The organism is Tengunoibacter tsumagoiensis, from assembly GCF_003967535.1.
Lineage (GTDB): Bacteria > Chloroflexota > Ktedonobacteria > Ktedonobacterales > Ktedonobacteraceae > Tengunoibacter > Tengunoibacter tsumagoiensis.
This window is the reverse complement of sequence record NZ_BIFR01000001.1, coordinates 1372433-1386656: the sequence shown is the minus strand read 5'-3', so window position 1 is coordinate 1386656 and position 14224 is coordinate 1372433. Positions and strand designations below refer to the sequence as shown.

Genomic DNA, 14224 nt, shown 5'->3' with positions numbered 1-14224 from the left:
GCAACTTTTTCAATGACGTAATGATGGCGCTTCAACTGTAGCGTTATGGTTCATGACCTATACGAGGAAGCTCAGAACCGATCTGTTGCAGCAGACCCGAGATACCTCCGCCTGCAATGGCATCAACAACCATCTCGACAACTTGTTCGTCATGGACACGATAAGAGACAGAGGTCTGCGGCAAGGTAACGACTATATCCGTGGCACGAATGGTTGGTAGACCAAACATTGGCAATGAGAGCTCACCAGTATGGGTTCCTGTAATGCCTACAAAGGCGCCAACACCTTCTCCATCTGCCCGAATCTCACGAATATTATACGCAAAATCTGGCATTGCCCGCAAAAGTTCACTCTGCAAGGCCAGCGCTTCGCCTCTGTTTAATGGGCGGGGCGCAAAACCACTCAATGTAAATGTATCACTCAAATGTTTAGCCGCTAGCTCAAGGTCTCCAGATTGTAAGGAGACCATGAGCGTCTTAACGGTCTCTATCGCTCTCATTCGCATCTTCTCCTTCTGTAGAGCACACATATCATCTCGGGGCTGATTGATATTCTCTACCCTTTTACACGTTTGGCAGTGCTGGAAGGATATAGATGGATTCCAATGAAAGCGACTTCTGATCTAGCTATACAACAGATGGCCATCTTGAATGGTAATGACACGATCAGCCTGATTGTAGACTGCTGCGTCATGGGTTGCGATCAATAGAGCTATGTTGGTCTGCTGGACGACCATTCGAAAGAGTTGCATGATCTTCAGGGAGGTCTGGGAGTCAAGATTGCCTGTTGGCTCATCAGCTAATAAGATGCGAGGACGATGAACCAGGGCACGAGCCAGCGCCACACGCTGCTGCTCTCCACCTGATAGCTCTAAGCTTCGATGCTCGGCTCGCTCTGACAGACCAACAAGGTGCAACACTTCCTTGCTTCTTTCTTCGCGCTCTTTACTATTCAGGTGCTGCAGACGCAACGGAATCTCAATATTCTCACGTGCCGTGAGACTGGGAAAGAGATGCGCATTCTGAAAGAGCAGGCCGATCTGCTCACGCCGCAGAGCAGCTCTGGCCCGATCGCCCAGGCTCTCCAATGGCTGGCCCACAACACTCACCCGTCCCTCAGTAGGATCATCCAATCCTCCTAATATATTTAAGAGCGTCGTTTTCCCTGAACCCGATCGACCACGCAAGGCGACAAATTCACCGGGACGGAGGCTCAGGTTCACTTGATGTAGAATCGGAAGCGGTCCTCGAGGTGTCCGAAAGATTCGACTCACATTGAGAGCCTCTAAGATGGCGGTTGCGGTTGCGAGTTGATTACTCATGAAGTGGCTCCTTTCTCTCCAGACTGACCCCAGCATTGGCAATCGAAAGGGGCCAGAGATCAACGTGATAATTTGAAACGCGCACCTCCGCACGTCCAGCAAAGGGGATCCGTTCAATAGCTTCTTTAGGCAGTTGGAGCCGTCCAACGCGATCAATCAAGATAGTCTCGCGATGAGTACGTGCCGAGAGTCCAATCACAGCGCTTGATCCCTGCGCTACTGAGCCCATGAGATCGCTCAGCAGCCCCGCCGGCCAGAGCTCCAGATGATCATCCATAATGCAGACCTCGGTCCGGCCTCGCAAAGGAACCTGCTCCATCGCATAAGCTGGAAGCTGTAACAGGCCAACCCGATCAATATAAATGGTCTCCTGGTGCGTCTCCGCTGGCAGACCTATGATTGCACTGCCTGGATTATTCGGCTGATTCTGCGGCAGCTGGCGACGGATGGTCTCAGTACTGGTGCGGCCATCGCGAATAGCTATTGTCCGATCAACGACGGAAGCTACGGCGACGTCGTGGGTAACGAGAATAATGGTGGTACCAAACGCGCGATTGATCTGACGCAGGAAGGCGATGATCTCCTGTGAAGTGACCGAATCCAGTTCGCCCGTCGGTTCATCGGCCAATAAGAGCGTTGGCTGGTTCGCCAGCGCAACCGCAATGGCGACGCGCTGCTGCTCGCCACCTGAAAGTTGCTCAGGCCGCTTCTGTGCCATAGAGGAGAGCCCAACGATCTCTAATAACTCACGGGTTCTCTTCCGATATCTGGCCCGGCTGACACTATTAAACATCTGTGGCAGGTTGATATTATCGGCTGCTGTCAGATCTGGCAACAGGTTGCGCCCACTCTGCTGCCAGATATGTCCAATCATGAGATTGCGATAACGCGTCCGCTTCTCGTCGTTGAGGCGAGCCAGATCATAGCCCGCAACCAGAGATTTTCCTGCACTGGGCTCATCCAGTCCGCCGAGAATGTTCAGGAGGGTTGATTTTCCTGAACCAGAGGCTCCCACAATGGCGATCATCTCTCCACGAGCAACCTCAAGGTCCAGTCCCTGTAAAGCTACAACTTCGAGATCAGCCTGCTTGTAGATCTTGATGAGATTATGACAATTCACCAGAAGTTCTTGTTGCATATCCTTCTCCTTTCTCCAGACTAATCTTCGTTTAGACGCAGGGCCTGCGCTAATTTAGGATGTGAGACAATTCGCGCCATCAAGAGTAAGGCGACGATTGAGAGGAGGATCACGATCCCTAACAGCATTCCGAGCTGCTGCCATGGCATCACAGGTAACACTGCCAGGCTTCTCGCTGGCCAGCCTGAGTCTATGAAGAGGAATCTATTCATCAGTCCAACAATCGGTGAGGCAAAGATGGTCATAAGGTAGCCTAGCCCTGTACCGGCGATAAGAGCAAAGCAGTAGATCAAGCTCTGCTCACAGAAGAGCACCATGCTCACCTGCCGCTTATCCATGCCCAATGCTCGCATAATTGAAAAACTGGCCAGACGATTGCGTGCACTTAACCAGGACGAGAAGATGGTTCCCAGGAGCGCCAGCAAGACCGAAAGAACTATCCCTACGAAGAAGACTACCTGTATATCCGCTTGCAGAGGTCCATTCTGATGGAGACGGACCTGATCTTGTCGATCAAGCAGATCTGGAAATTGTGTGTGAAGCCGTTCACGAGTGGTCTCAGAACCGTCTGTGCGCAACCAGAGATGATCGGGCTGGATTGTCTGACCCCTGTTAACAAGCCAGGAGGCATAGCTCTGATAATCCACCAGCACTTGCTGACAGAATTCATCCGTTCCTCCATCCAGGGTGCTACACCCCGGGAGATGATCTGCAATGGCCAGCACTGATACAGTGATATCTTCATTCATTCCAGGTAAACCAACTTTAAATGTAGAGCCTGGCGACACTCCCCAGCTATCTGCAATGCTCCTGTTCACCACTCCATAAAGCCTATCTTTATTCGAGCGATGCACGACCATCTGTTGAGTGAGATCAGCCAGCGACTGCTTCGAGTATTGGGGTAGCCAGTAGGCTGTCTGTGCATAGGTATCAGCATCGACGGCATTAATCTGGAAACTTGTGGTAGGACCACCAATTGGATTGGCCTTCGTTTCTATATATCCCAGTGTTGCAGAAGTGACTCCTGGTATATGACTATAGGTCTTCTGAAGGCTACTCAAGGTCTGATCGTGGTCTGGTGTAATCGATCCACCAAAATCTCCTATGGCCAGAAAGGTACCAGTATCTTTCGCATTCTGCTGCTCAGTGGCTATCATGGTCAAAAAGAAGCTGGATAACGAGATGGACAATGTTAATAACAGAATCATGCGCGATGCCACCCTGGGAGCTCGCTCCATCTGAGCCAGTGAGAGCAGACCCGTAGCGCCTCGGCGACGTGCCACCAATTTTGTACTCAGACGTAATAGCCACGGGAAGATCCGCAAGAAGAGCAGTAAGACAGCAAAGACAAGCACGAAGAGCGTTATCATGGCAAATGCTTCAGCAGATGTGCCCGGAGGCTCATTCAGATTGGCATAGATGTGCAGGACATAAAGATAGGCACCGAAGATCAAGAGGAGGAGCAATGCCAGAATCAGATCCAGGTAGAACTTTTTCCAGAAGGGAACGTGCTGCGAACGGGCCGACTCCCGACGCATGGTCAATATATTCAGATTGGTAGCTCGATAAACTGCGATAAGCATGACAAACAGCGTAACAAAGACCATGACCAGGGCAAACCAGCCCACGTTCTGAATCGCATACACTGGACGATCAGTAATCACGTTCAGAGCATTTCGATATTCAGGGGCAAGCAGAAACTGTGCGAACCAGGTCACCAGGCCAATCGTCAAGAAAGCCCCCACAATCAGCGCCAACAACCAGCTTCCTATAAGCTGCGGCACAAAGATTCCAAAGACATGGCGGCGCGTTGCACCCCTGCTTCTCATGACTGCGATTGAAGCAGCCTGTTGCTCAACTAAAAGGTGCGAGAACATATTCACCAGGAAGAGGGCCAGTCCAAAGAGCAAGAAGAGCAGAAAATGCTGTGTAATCTCTAACGCAATAACAGTACTATCAGTGAAGCTTTCAATCGCCAAAAAACCGCCATAAACGCTTGCATATTGAATATCGCTGATCTCCTGTGGAAGATCAGTATAAATGCCACTGGAAAACTTTTGAATATTTTTCTCTAAAGCACCTACTGTATCAACATCAATCTGTGAATAGTTAACAGCATAATGATACTGTATCTGAAAGGCTTCTATTCCACCTGAATATTTTTGTACTGGAATACGCTGACTTAAGGCACTTTGAGTTCGAGTGGTTGCTACTGTAGAGTGTAGAGGAGCGACAGTCGTCCCCCTGACGCTGGCATGCGCTAAAGAGGCAGTTGTTTCTTGATGGGGACTATCTGCAAGAGACAGTACCTGCTGAGTGGGAGAGATCGCTCCCACCTGCTTCTGCACGGAGGTAAAGGTCATTGTGTTTGCTTTGGCAATGAGGGCTGGCAAGGAGACTAGCCCTATATTATTACCTGAACCTGACAAGATGGAGGAAGATCCCTGGACAGTCTGAGGCTTTGGATCAGCAATACCAACGACCGAGAGCCGCCAATTTTTAAAACTTGCATTCTCTGGCAGACTCACTTCAAACACCGAACCGGGCCTGAGATTGAATGCTCTGGCCGCACTAGAGGTAAAAGCTACCTCTAGCTCTGTTGCACTCGCAGAGGGAAAACGTCCCTGTACAACATGCCACTGGCTGGCAGCAGTTGTAGAATCTAACGCCTGTAGGTTCACAACCTGCCTGTTTATTGCTGGATCATCTGAGACAGGCTGCAGTCCTGGTGAACTTATCTGTACCGTTGGCCCGGGCTTGATATATGAAGAGAGCGTTGTACCCATATGCTGGGCAATAAACTGCTCGGCATTCTGAATCTGGCGATCCGAGATATGCGTACTACCCAATGATATTTGTAGATCGCTATCCTGTCGCACTGTCTGAGCATATGAACGTATACTTGCGGTAATCGCAACGCGGGAGAATAATGGAATGGCACAGACCAGCATGACACTGACCAGAAGGCTGAGCCAGACCATCACTAAGAGAAACCAGGTTCGCTTGAAGCGCCAGCCTGTCAATCTCACAATCGAAGGGATCATACGCCAGAGTCCCTGACGACGTAACCGGGGAATGCCAGCAGACATAAGGTAACTCCATTCTATTCAACTGTCATCTTATACATACATATGGAAGCGACAAGCCTGGCTCTATTTCGTGCGCTTCTGCCTGTCTTATCAGAAGTATAGAAGGAGAATGGTAGAGAATAAACACCCGAGCAGGCGATTAGAGCTCCCCCAGATGGGGGAGCTTACTACTGCACCATATCCCACTTTCCATGATGATAATGGCCCACAAACGCCCCTCCATAGGAAACACCAACGGCCCAGCCCTCATCTCCCGATGATAAACTCATACTATAAAAGCGCGCTAGCGAGATCCAGGGGAGTTTACTGGCAAAGTCTGTCCAGACCTCGTTTTGATAGGTAAGAAGCGTCTGTTCCTCACCGATGATCCATCCCTGGCGAATGTCTGGCATAGCAATCGTTAATAGGTTGACATAGGATGAGTGAAACGTTATCTCACTTTTCACCAATTGCCAGCTCCCATCACGATAGTGGAGAATCGTCCCTTGCTCGCCTACTGCCCAACCTTCGTTCGCTGATGAGAGGGTGACTGCATTCAAGGTTGCGGATGAAGAATTCACTACTTCTTGCCAGCTCCCTGACTGATAGTGCAAGATCATTCCCTCTTCTCCAACCGCCCAACCTTCGTCATCTGACCACATCGCAATACTATGGAGCACCTTTGTCGTCCCACTCGCTACTTGCTGCCAGTTCTGCCCATCATAATGCAGCAAGACTCCATCTGTACCAGCCGCCCAACCTGATCCATCTGGCAACATCGCAACGCTATAGAGGGTCGCAGTGGTTGGACTCTGTATGCTCTGCCACTTCTGATTGCTATAGTGCATCAACGTACCATGACAGCCGACGGCCCAACCATCCTGTGGTGAAGAGAACGAGAGAGCAAAGAGAGGCAGGGGGGCGCTATCGCTATCGTGCCAACTATTATTGCTGTATTGAAGAATATTTCCACTCTCTGGATCAAGATGGACGAGATCCTTATCACCAGGATCATCCCTTCGCGCAAAGATCCCGCCGACCGCCCACCCATTATCAGCCGAAAACATCTTTACGCCATAGAGGCTGGAGAGTGGCGGAGAGACATTGCCATATGGGGGATTAGAAAGAAGCGATGACGGCAAGAGGACACATTGACTGGGGCTGTAATGCTTGTTAGATTGCTGATTAAAGACATACCCTGAATGAACATTTACGGTTACTAAAAAGAAGCGCGTCCAGAGAATAGTACAGGCCAGCAGAGCAAAGCAGAGATATTTAAACAACCCTGAAGTAAAGAAAGTTTTCATCAACTTCTATCCTTGCTCAGTAGCTATAATTCAATCTCATCCATAGAGATGATGCCATGTTTAAGCGCATAGACAACTGCCTGAGTGCGATGAGAGAGGTGCAGTTTGGCCAGAATATTACCCACGTGGGTTTTGATGGTCTCAGGGCTCACGACCATCTTTTCAGCAATCTGCTTGTTCGTATGGCCCAGCGCTAGCTCACGCAGGACTGCCTGCTCACGTACGGACAGGCTGGCTTCATGCTTCTCTCCTCGGCCAAGCTCCTGCATGACGGCTCCAGCAATCGCAGGATCAAGCAGTGACTGACCACGAGCAGCGGCTCGCACTGCCGCCAGCAGCACATCAGGAGCTGCATCTTTTCGCACATACCCGATCGCGCCCGCCCTCAGGACTGCAATCACACGGGCATCATCCGTATAGCTGGTGAGGGCAATGATCTGCGTGTGAGGGGTAAGCTGTCGGACGCGTCGAATAGCCTCAACACCATCGATTCCACCTGGCATTAACAGATCCATGACCACGACATCTGGTAGCCAGAGCTCAATACGACGCAGCACCTCTTCCCCACTGGAAGCTTCACCCACAATCTTGAGATCTGGATAGGATTCCAGATAGGTGCGCAGTCCCTGTCGAACTACGCGATGATCATCCACCAGCACTACACGTGTTGGCTCACTCATATTCCAGATCCTCCTTTTGTTCTAGAATGCGCTCTCCCCGAACCAGATGCACACCTCGATTAATCAAGCCAATCAGCCAGAGACAGACAAGGCCCAGGCTTAACCAGCGCCCTCCTTCTTCACCAGGCAAAAAGAACAGCTCACTCCTCACCCAGAACACAATCGTAAGGCCTGCCATACAGAGCCAGGCCAATCCATCTATGCTCAGTCGATGACGAACTCCCTGCAATCGCTCTTCCAGAACCTCTATCTTCAAACCTCTATAGTACAGCTCTTGTTGTCGATAGGCACGCCAATAGAGCCAGAGCAGCAGCCCAATAAGAAAGATAGTGACTACGACCCAACCAGTCATCAACCACTGCAAATTGTAACCGAGCTTCGAATAATTATGATCTGCTATCCAGGCTTCAATCCAGAGCAATGTGAGCAGCACGCAGCCAGCCCACAGCCGCGTCTCGGTAAAACGTGGGATTAATCGATATAACTGTCTGGCTCGATACTGTAAATCGAGCGGCAGGCGTAAAGCATGAGCTCTTAAGGCCACGAGCAATGCCAGGATCAGCGCTCCGACCAGAAAGATAACCGTCACATTGGGAGTCAAACACAAGAGAATCAGGGCCGACCCAGCCTCAACTATCCATTGTCCAACGCTTAGCCAGCGCTCCCTCGCCTTAACAAGGCGCTGCATCTTATCATCTGCCACTATATCTTCCAGATCAGAGACCTCGACAGACTTACTCAAAGGGAGGGAGAGATGTACCGTTGTTCCTTGCTGTGGCTGACTCCAGAATGAGACGCTGCCACCCAGAAAGAGCGTTCGATCTCTTATATTTGAGAGACCCATACCCCCATGCTTCTCACCCTCTTGCTGTTCAGCCAGGGAGAAGCCCTGCCCATCGTCCCCGATCTCAAGAAGAAGGTGCTGATCCTGTTGCAACAAGCTCAGCCAGACATGTTCAGCGCGGGCATGGCGTGCAATATTCGCAAAGCACTCTTGCACAATACGAAAAATCATCTCTTGAGCTCCCAGGGGCAAAAGATCACCTGCTGGTAATATGCCCAGTTCATAGCTGACCTCAGCACCTGTTCGATAACCAAGCGCCTGACACTGGATCCGGAGCGATTCGATCAGGCCAACATTCTCCAATGCAGCCGGGCGGAGCTGCTGTAAGAGCGCCTGCATCTCCACCTGAGCTTCAAGAGCGGTCCGTTCAATATCCTCTACCGTCCGACGAGCCCCTACTGGATCATGTTCCCAGCGAGCTCTGATCGCCGCTGCACTCACAACAATGCTAAAGATCTGTTGCTTGATTGTATCGTGGAGATCACGAGCGAGCCGGTTCCGCTCTTCCTGTGCCGCCGTCTTGCCTACCTGTTCGATAAGTTGATCTCGATATTGCGTCGTCTGACGCGCAACAGGAGTTGGGAGATTACTCTGCTGAACCAGACTATTCAGCAGCACAAATAATCGGTGTAGCGGCCAGCGATAGCGCGTTGATAACGGCTCCAGTGGAAGATTCTGGCTTAAGCGCTCAAGACCCAGTTCGAGAATCGAAACCTGATACGGGAGCGTAAAAGTAATAAGAAGACCAGCAGCATAGGCGAGTGCCACCCCGGTATAAAAATGACTACGACCAATAAAGATCGCAATTAGATAGATGACTCCAAAACTCAGCAGAAGTTGAAGCAGAATCTGTACCTGAGTCGTAATCCCTCTCAATCTGCGTCTCTGCACCATACTGGCTTCCTTTACTTATCTCATCAAAATGGCAATGACGCCTGCCTATCACAGAGCGCCCATTAAGGATAAGTATAAAGGTTCAGCAAGCCCTGACAACACCCATTGAGACGAATGGATATCCCCCAGATGGGGGATATTGTAAACACACGCCCATTTGATGATAACTTAAGAAGCCGAGGTTTTGCTGATTTAGTACATTTTTGCTAATACATTGCCATAATAACAGGCAATTATGTATTATTGTTGTGGGTGGTTACATTGATGAAGAGGAGAGGAACAGAACGCATGTCCAAACAGAACCAGCATACAGACCCATCGAAGAACCCATTACCTTATGATAGCTCGCTTAAAGCCTTATTCAAAGAAGACGCAGCCGAGATTATCCCTCACCTTCTGCCAGGTGCAGAACTTGTTGCAGTTCTCGATACAGAAGTCCTCCGCCCTCCTATGCGAGGAGATCGCGCCTACCAGATTCTCCGCCACGGCGAAGCACAGATTCTCCATCTCGAGTTTCAAAGCATTGAAGATCCTGAGATTGCCTATCGAACCCTCATCTATCACGTTAGCCTTTTTGTGGAGTATAAACTTCCAGTCCACTCGATGATTCTCTACCTATTCACCGCAAACGTTGTTGAAACCCCTCTCATCGAACGTAATCGAGATCAGACCTTCTTATTGTTTGATTTTGAAGTCTTACCACTTCCCAGATTGGATGCACAGGCCTATGTCCAGCATCATATAATAAGCATGTACCCATTGTTACCAGCAATGCAAAATGCCACCGCAGAGGTGCTCTTACAAGCAATCGATGAGCTGGCAATACATTACCAGGGACGAGACAACGATCTTTCTCAGCGTCTCCTCTGGCTCAAAATTATACTGAACCGCACGACCACTGTAGAGATTAGCATTAAAAGAAAAGTAGGTGCCAGAATGGACGTTTTTGAACAACTACTTGAAGAAGACGAATATATTCAACAATTACGTTCACAGGCCATCTCCAAAGGCATGGCTGAAGGTATGGCTCAGGGTATGGCTCAGGGCATGGCTCAAGGGGAACTGGAAGAAGCCAGGAAAGGGATCATTCTCGTCGTCAAAATGCGCTTTCCTGAGCTTGTTACGCTGGCCCAATACAGAGTTGCTCAACTGACAGAGATCGAAACAATCCATCATTTAATGGAACAGATTGTTTCAGTTCCCGATCAGCAAGAAGCTCGACGTTGTTTAACAGAGTCTGAACCCGCCTCTTAGAGCCTGGAAGTCCCAAAAAGCGTCCGAGAGGCATCAACCCTGGAGGGCTCAAGCTTCATCCCAGGCCAACAAAGCAAACAGAAGGGGTTTCACTGGAGAGCAGAAGACCCCAACTGGGGGCCTTCCCTAAGAGGAGCTGTCTTCTCGGCGTTTTATTCTATCGCTCACCTTCTTAGGAGAATTTACCTGATTGCGCAGATCATACAATGGAAGGTGTGTTCTGGCCGCTATAATCTGTAAGAGCTGCTGCATATTCTCGTTATATTCCAGGTGCGAACCTTTGATACGAGCGAAAAAAAAGCTTTTCTTGTTTGGTTGCCAATCCCAATGAACAATCTTATGAGAAGATGACAATTCATAGATCACATGAGGCACCGTGAATAGAGGCCCATAAGGCTTAGCATAGCCACTATGAACGGCAAATAAATGAGCTTCGTTCCAGAGCACCGTCCTCTCGCCATACCATGTACGGAGCGTCAGCCCCTGTTCATCTGCTTCAATCCATTGCGTTGACGCATAATATCTGACTATTAACCAGATAACAACACCAAGAAAACATAAGAAGAAAGCAATCAGCACGAAATCTACCCCAAAGTCTTTTCTCTGCCATAAGACCAGCCCCAATAGTAAGAAAATAAAACATATTATGCCATCCAGAATAAGAAGAGGAGCAAGGATCACCAGCGAGCCATGCAACAGTGCTCGATACCGAAACTTGAGCGGAAGCATAGCCTCAGCATCGACAGGTAAAAGTTCTATCACTGGAGGCTGTAGCTCTTTTCGCACAATTGCCTCACGCTGCTGATCAAGCCCAAAACGATAAAATGTCTCAAAAACACCAATTCCTAATACTACAATCATCTCACCTAACCGCAACAGAAAATTATGCCAATCCCTGGCTACACTAGTGGAGATACATGAATAGAGTAATACCATAGACCAGACATACCACCAGCTCCATTTAGACTCCTTCTTTATCATGGCTTCCTTTCCTTTTTCAATTGTTCTTTCGAGAGCAGCAGCTCTCTCAATGAACACATATAAAAAATGGTCAATAGATATCTATTTTTTGTATGTATAAACAGAATAAAAAGATTCAGAGGGCAGACATGCAAAGGATACATAGCAGAACAGCATAAAGAAAGAAGGCGCCCCTTCCATGTATTGGAGGGAACACCTTCTCGCTTGTAAGAGACAGAGAGTTAGCTCTCGACAATCTCGATGAAGTGAATGGTATCGCCAGGATTGCGATCGCGACCGGGATCGCGCTCGCGGATGCTCTTCAAGACATCTAATCCCTGAGAGACTTTCCCAAACACGCCATGTTTGCCATTCAAGTGAGGGGTAGGACCATACGTAATGAAGAACTGGCTTCCATTCGTATTGGGGCCAGCATTCGCCATCGACAAGATACCTGCACCATCATGCTTCAGATTCAACGCACCGCGCTCGTCGTTGAATTTATACCCTGGACCACCCATACCTGTCCCGGTAGGATCGCCACCCTGAGCCATAAAGCCACCAATGACACGATGGAATGTCGTGTTATTGTAGAAACCTTCGCGAGCCAGGAAGACAAAGTTATTGACCGTGATTGGTGCCTCAGCGGCAAACAGGTCAACCGTGATATCACCCTTATCGGTGTGGAAGATCGCCTTGTACTTCTTCGCTGGATCAAGCTGCAATGCAGGTGCTGAGCTATATTGTTTTGCCATAAAAGGTTCTCCTTCTCAATATGAGAGGGCGACCAGTAACGGTCGCCCCTGTTGATTAAGAGCGTCTAGATGTCTTACGACCTTCAGATATGACGCGCTTCAATAATTGCATGCATTCTCTGTTCGCGCCTCCGCTGAAGATGCTGACACTCTATTGTAGCATATCAACAGAACCTGAGGGCCTATTAAGAGGCAGGAACGACCACAACATGTCCAATAGTTGTGTTGGCCTTCGTGTTTTTATCGTTTTCGTTCGGCCCTTCAACCTTCTTTACCACATCCATTCCCTGCACAACACGACCAAAGAGATTGTAGCTCTTCGGCAATGTCTTGTTGTCTGTGACGTTGATAAAGAACTGGCTCCCGTTGGTATTCGCCCCAGAGTTCGCCATTGCTAGCGAGCCTGCAACATACTCGCCCTTCACTGGCTCATCGTTAAACTTGTAGCCTGGACCCCCCTGACCAAGTTTGTCTGGCTGATTCACATACTGAGCATCACCCCCCTGGATGATGTGCAGTTGTCCAGCATTTGCAGGAGTATCCTGGATCACACGATGGAAGATGGTACCATCATAATACTGATGATTTGCCAGGAAGACAAAATTATTGACTGTCTCAGGAGCGATCTTTGGATCAAGCTCCACCACAATGAGTCCCTGGTTGGTATTCAGACCCGCACAGTACAGCTTGTTTTTATCAATGCTCATCGCTGGTGCCTGAGGATAAGAATGGGTCGTCTTATTGAACTCATCTGTCGTAGGTGCATTCCCACTGGCTGTGATCTTGCTTAAAATAGCTGAGTCCGTACAGGGCGAAGCACCAGTGCGCAGCGTAGCACTGTTTGTGGTCGCAGGCTTCGTGCTTGTCACCGTCGAATGGTTAAGATAGGTAAAAGGCCAGAGGTGATTGAGGAACAAGAGCAGTACCCCCAATGCAATCAGAGCCACGATAATCCCGGTGGCCCAGGGGTAGCGTGCTATCCCACGAGCAGGGGGCTTGTAGCCCGGTGAGCGCCGACGTGCAGTAGGATCTTTGACCTCCGGTCTTTGATAATCGCTGGCATGCGCTCTGGCAACGCGTGCTGCACGCTTCGTTGCTGCGCGTTTTGTTGTCTTTGGCATTATCTTTTAATCGATGCTCCTTTTTCTTACACGATTGACTCAAGCTCGTGTAGTTATTGGTTTATAATAAACCTCTTACCTCTTATGGTCAAGTCCTAAATCTAACAGCCAGGCAACTCAGCCATAAGAGCCTGTCTTCCCGCCAAAAGACCCTGAATAGCCCATGATTCCCCCCCTCTTTTCCTGATTATGAGCAATTTTTGGCTTGATACATTTAAGTACAGTGGATAAGTCTGGGGATAACTTTGTGGATAAATGGGGATAACTCAGCATATACGGTGGATAAGTCTCCCATATTTGGGGATAAGTCGCTTTTTTCCTCCCTTCTCCCCCCCTGATAGCTCTCTCTATCCACAAAGCAAGCGGCGAAAAGGATTTGCGTTCGAGCCCCCTCTTCGTGTACACTTTGTAAACACGAGATCGTACCAGACCATCTTTAATCATCCCAAGAGACGCATGCCCTGACCATCTGGCCCAGACAGGTGCCTCCAATTTCTATTTTACAGGAACCTGTTGCGCATTTTTGGGACTGAGTAGGATATCATCAGGAGTATTGGCGCAGAAAAAAAGTAGTTCACGATGCTTCTATGCAGGCTTGCGAAGGGCTAGATTATCGAACGTATGTGCAAGTTTATGCTATAATGCTTCTTGTTAGCATACAAATCCAGAGCCGGTGGAACAGTTCGCTCTGTTCTCCCTTGCTTTCTTATTTTCTTCTACCGGCTGCCTTTGACAAGCTCTTTACTGATTTGTGATGCTCTCTTTTTTTGCTTGACCAGAAGTCATTTTTTCTTGATTGCGCTCGGAAACCAGGAAGACTAGCAAGGCCTTTTAGAGGCATGAGGCACGAGGCACACAGCTACCAAGCGTGTAGGTGCTGGA

11 protein-coding genes are annotated in these 14224 nt (G+C 49.2%); 1 reads left to right on the top strand and 10 read right to left on the bottom strand.

All coding sequences use genetic code 11. From position 1 onward, the window contains the following. Positions 1–43: 43 nt before the first annotated feature. The 7 genes from EL628_RS05500 to EL628_RS05470 form a co-directional block, all read right to left on the bottom strand. A complete protein-coding gene (locus EL628_RS05500) occupies positions 44–499 on the bottom strand; it encodes an ester cyclase (protein ID WP_126578972.1) in 456 nt (151 codons plus the stop codon). A gap of 123 nt (positions 500–622) precedes the next feature. Continuing rightward, positions 623–1321, bottom strand: a complete 699-nt coding sequence (locus EL628_RS05495) for an ABC transporter ATP-binding protein (RefSeq protein WP_126578970.1) — start codon at positions 1319–1321, stop codon at positions 623–625. Beyond that, on the bottom strand, positions 1314–2459 hold the full coding sequence (locus EL628_RS05490; RefSeq protein ID WP_126578968.1) for an ABC transporter ATP-binding protein: 1146 nt from the start codon (positions 2457–2459) through the stop codon (positions 1314–1316). Before EL628_RS05490 ends, EL628_RS05495 begins: the two co-directional genes overlap by 8 nt. Before the next feature lie 20 nt (positions 2460–2479). Next, positions 2480–5548: an ABC transporter permease gene (locus tag EL628_RS05485; protein WP_126578966.1), complete on the bottom strand. Its 3069-nt coding sequence runs from the start codon at positions 5546–5548 to the stop codon at positions 2480–2482. A 167-nt stretch (positions 5549–5715) separates the two neighbouring features. Then, on the bottom strand, positions 5716–6834 hold the full coding sequence (locus EL628_RS05480; protein WP_126578964.1) for a YCF48-related protein: 1119 nt from the start codon (positions 6832–6834) through the stop codon (positions 5716–5718). Positions 6835–6857: 23 nt separating this feature from the next. Further along, positions 6858–7514: a response regulator gene (locus tag EL628_RS05475; RefSeq protein ID WP_126578962.1), complete on the bottom strand. Its 657-nt coding sequence runs from the start codon at positions 7512–7514 to the stop codon at positions 6858–6860. Further along, a complete protein-coding gene (locus EL628_RS05470; protein WP_126578960.1) occupies positions 7507–9252 on the bottom strand; it encodes a sensor histidine kinase in 1746 nt (581 codons plus the stop codon). The genes EL628_RS05475 and EL628_RS05470 overlap by 8 nt, the downstream gene beginning before the upstream one ends. A 288-nt stretch (positions 9253–9540) precedes the next feature. Here EL628_RS05470 and EL628_RS05465 point away from each other — a divergent pair, with 288 nt between their 5' ends. Further along, complete coding sequence (locus EL628_RS05465; protein WP_126578958.1) at positions 9541–10506, top strand: RpnC/YadD family protein; 966 nt, start codon at positions 9541–9543, stop codon at positions 10504–10506. Between the two features lie 126 nt (positions 10507–10632). Here the strand turns inward: EL628_RS05465 and EL628_RS05460 are convergent, their stop codons facing one another. The 3 genes from EL628_RS05460 to EL628_RS30485 all read right to left on the bottom strand — a co-directional run bounded on the left by EL628_RS05460 (position 10633) and on the right by EL628_RS30485 (position 13342). Further along, positions 10633–11487, bottom strand: coding sequence for a hypothetical protein (locus EL628_RS05460; RefSeq protein WP_126578956.1), 855 nt, complete (start codon positions 11485–11487; stop codon positions 10633–10635). A gap of 221 nt (positions 11488–11708) precedes the next feature. Continuing rightward, positions 11709–12221, bottom strand: coding sequence for a peptidylprolyl isomerase (locus EL628_RS05455; RefSeq protein WP_126578954.1), 513 nt, complete (start codon positions 12219–12221; stop codon positions 11709–11711). A 185-nt stretch (positions 12222–12406) separates the two neighbouring features. Further along, positions 12407–13342: a peptidylprolyl isomerase gene (locus EL628_RS30485; protein ID WP_126578953.1), complete on the bottom strand. Its 936-nt coding sequence runs from the start codon at positions 13340–13342 to the stop codon at positions 12407–12409. Between the last annotated feature and the right edge of the window lie 882 nt (positions 13343–14224).

Excerpts from the sequence above, each read along its gene's own strand:
- EL628_RS05500 (WP_126578972.1), bottom strand. The coding sequence starts at position 499 with ATGAGAGCGATAGAGACCGTTAAGACGCTCATGGTCTCCTTACAATCT.
- EL628_RS05465 (WP_126578958.1), top strand. The coding sequence starts at position 9,541 with ATGTCCAAACAGAACCAGCATACAGACCCATCGAAGAACCCATTACCT.
- EL628_RS05470 (WP_126578960.1), bottom strand. The coding sequence starts at position 9,252 with ATGGTGCAGAGACGCAGATTGAGAGGGATTACGACTCAGGTACAGATT.
- EL628_RS05495 (WP_126578970.1), bottom strand. The coding sequence starts at position 1,321 with ATGAGTAATCAACTCGCAACCGCAACCGCCATCTTAGAGGCTCTCAAT.
- EL628_RS05460 (WP_126578956.1), bottom strand. The coding sequence starts at position 11,487 with ATGATAAAGAAGGAGTCTAAATGGAGCTGGTGGTATGTCTGGTCTATG.
- EL628_RS05480 (WP_126578964.1), bottom strand. The coding sequence starts at position 6,834 with ATGAAAACTTTCTTTACTTCAGGGTTGTTTAAATATCTCTGCTTTGCT.
- EL628_RS05490 (WP_126578968.1), bottom strand. The coding sequence starts at position 2,459 with ATGCAACAAGAACTTCTGGTGAATTGTCATAATCTCATCAAGATCTAC.
- EL628_RS05485 (WP_126578966.1), bottom strand. The coding sequence starts at position 5,548 with ATGTCTGCTGGCATTCCCCGGTTACGTCGTCAGGGACTCTGGCGTATG.
- EL628_RS30485 (WP_126578953.1), bottom strand. The coding sequence starts at position 13,342 with ATGCCAAAGACAACAAAACGCGCAGCAACGAAGCGTGCAGCACGCGTT.
- EL628_RS05455 (WP_126578954.1), bottom strand. The coding sequence starts at position 12,221 with ATGGCAAAACAATATAGCTCAGCACCTGCATTGCAGCTTGATCCAGCG.
- EL628_RS05475 (WP_126578962.1), bottom strand. The coding sequence starts at position 7,514 with ATGAGTGAGCCAACACGTGTAGTGCTGGTGGATGATCATCGCGTAGTT.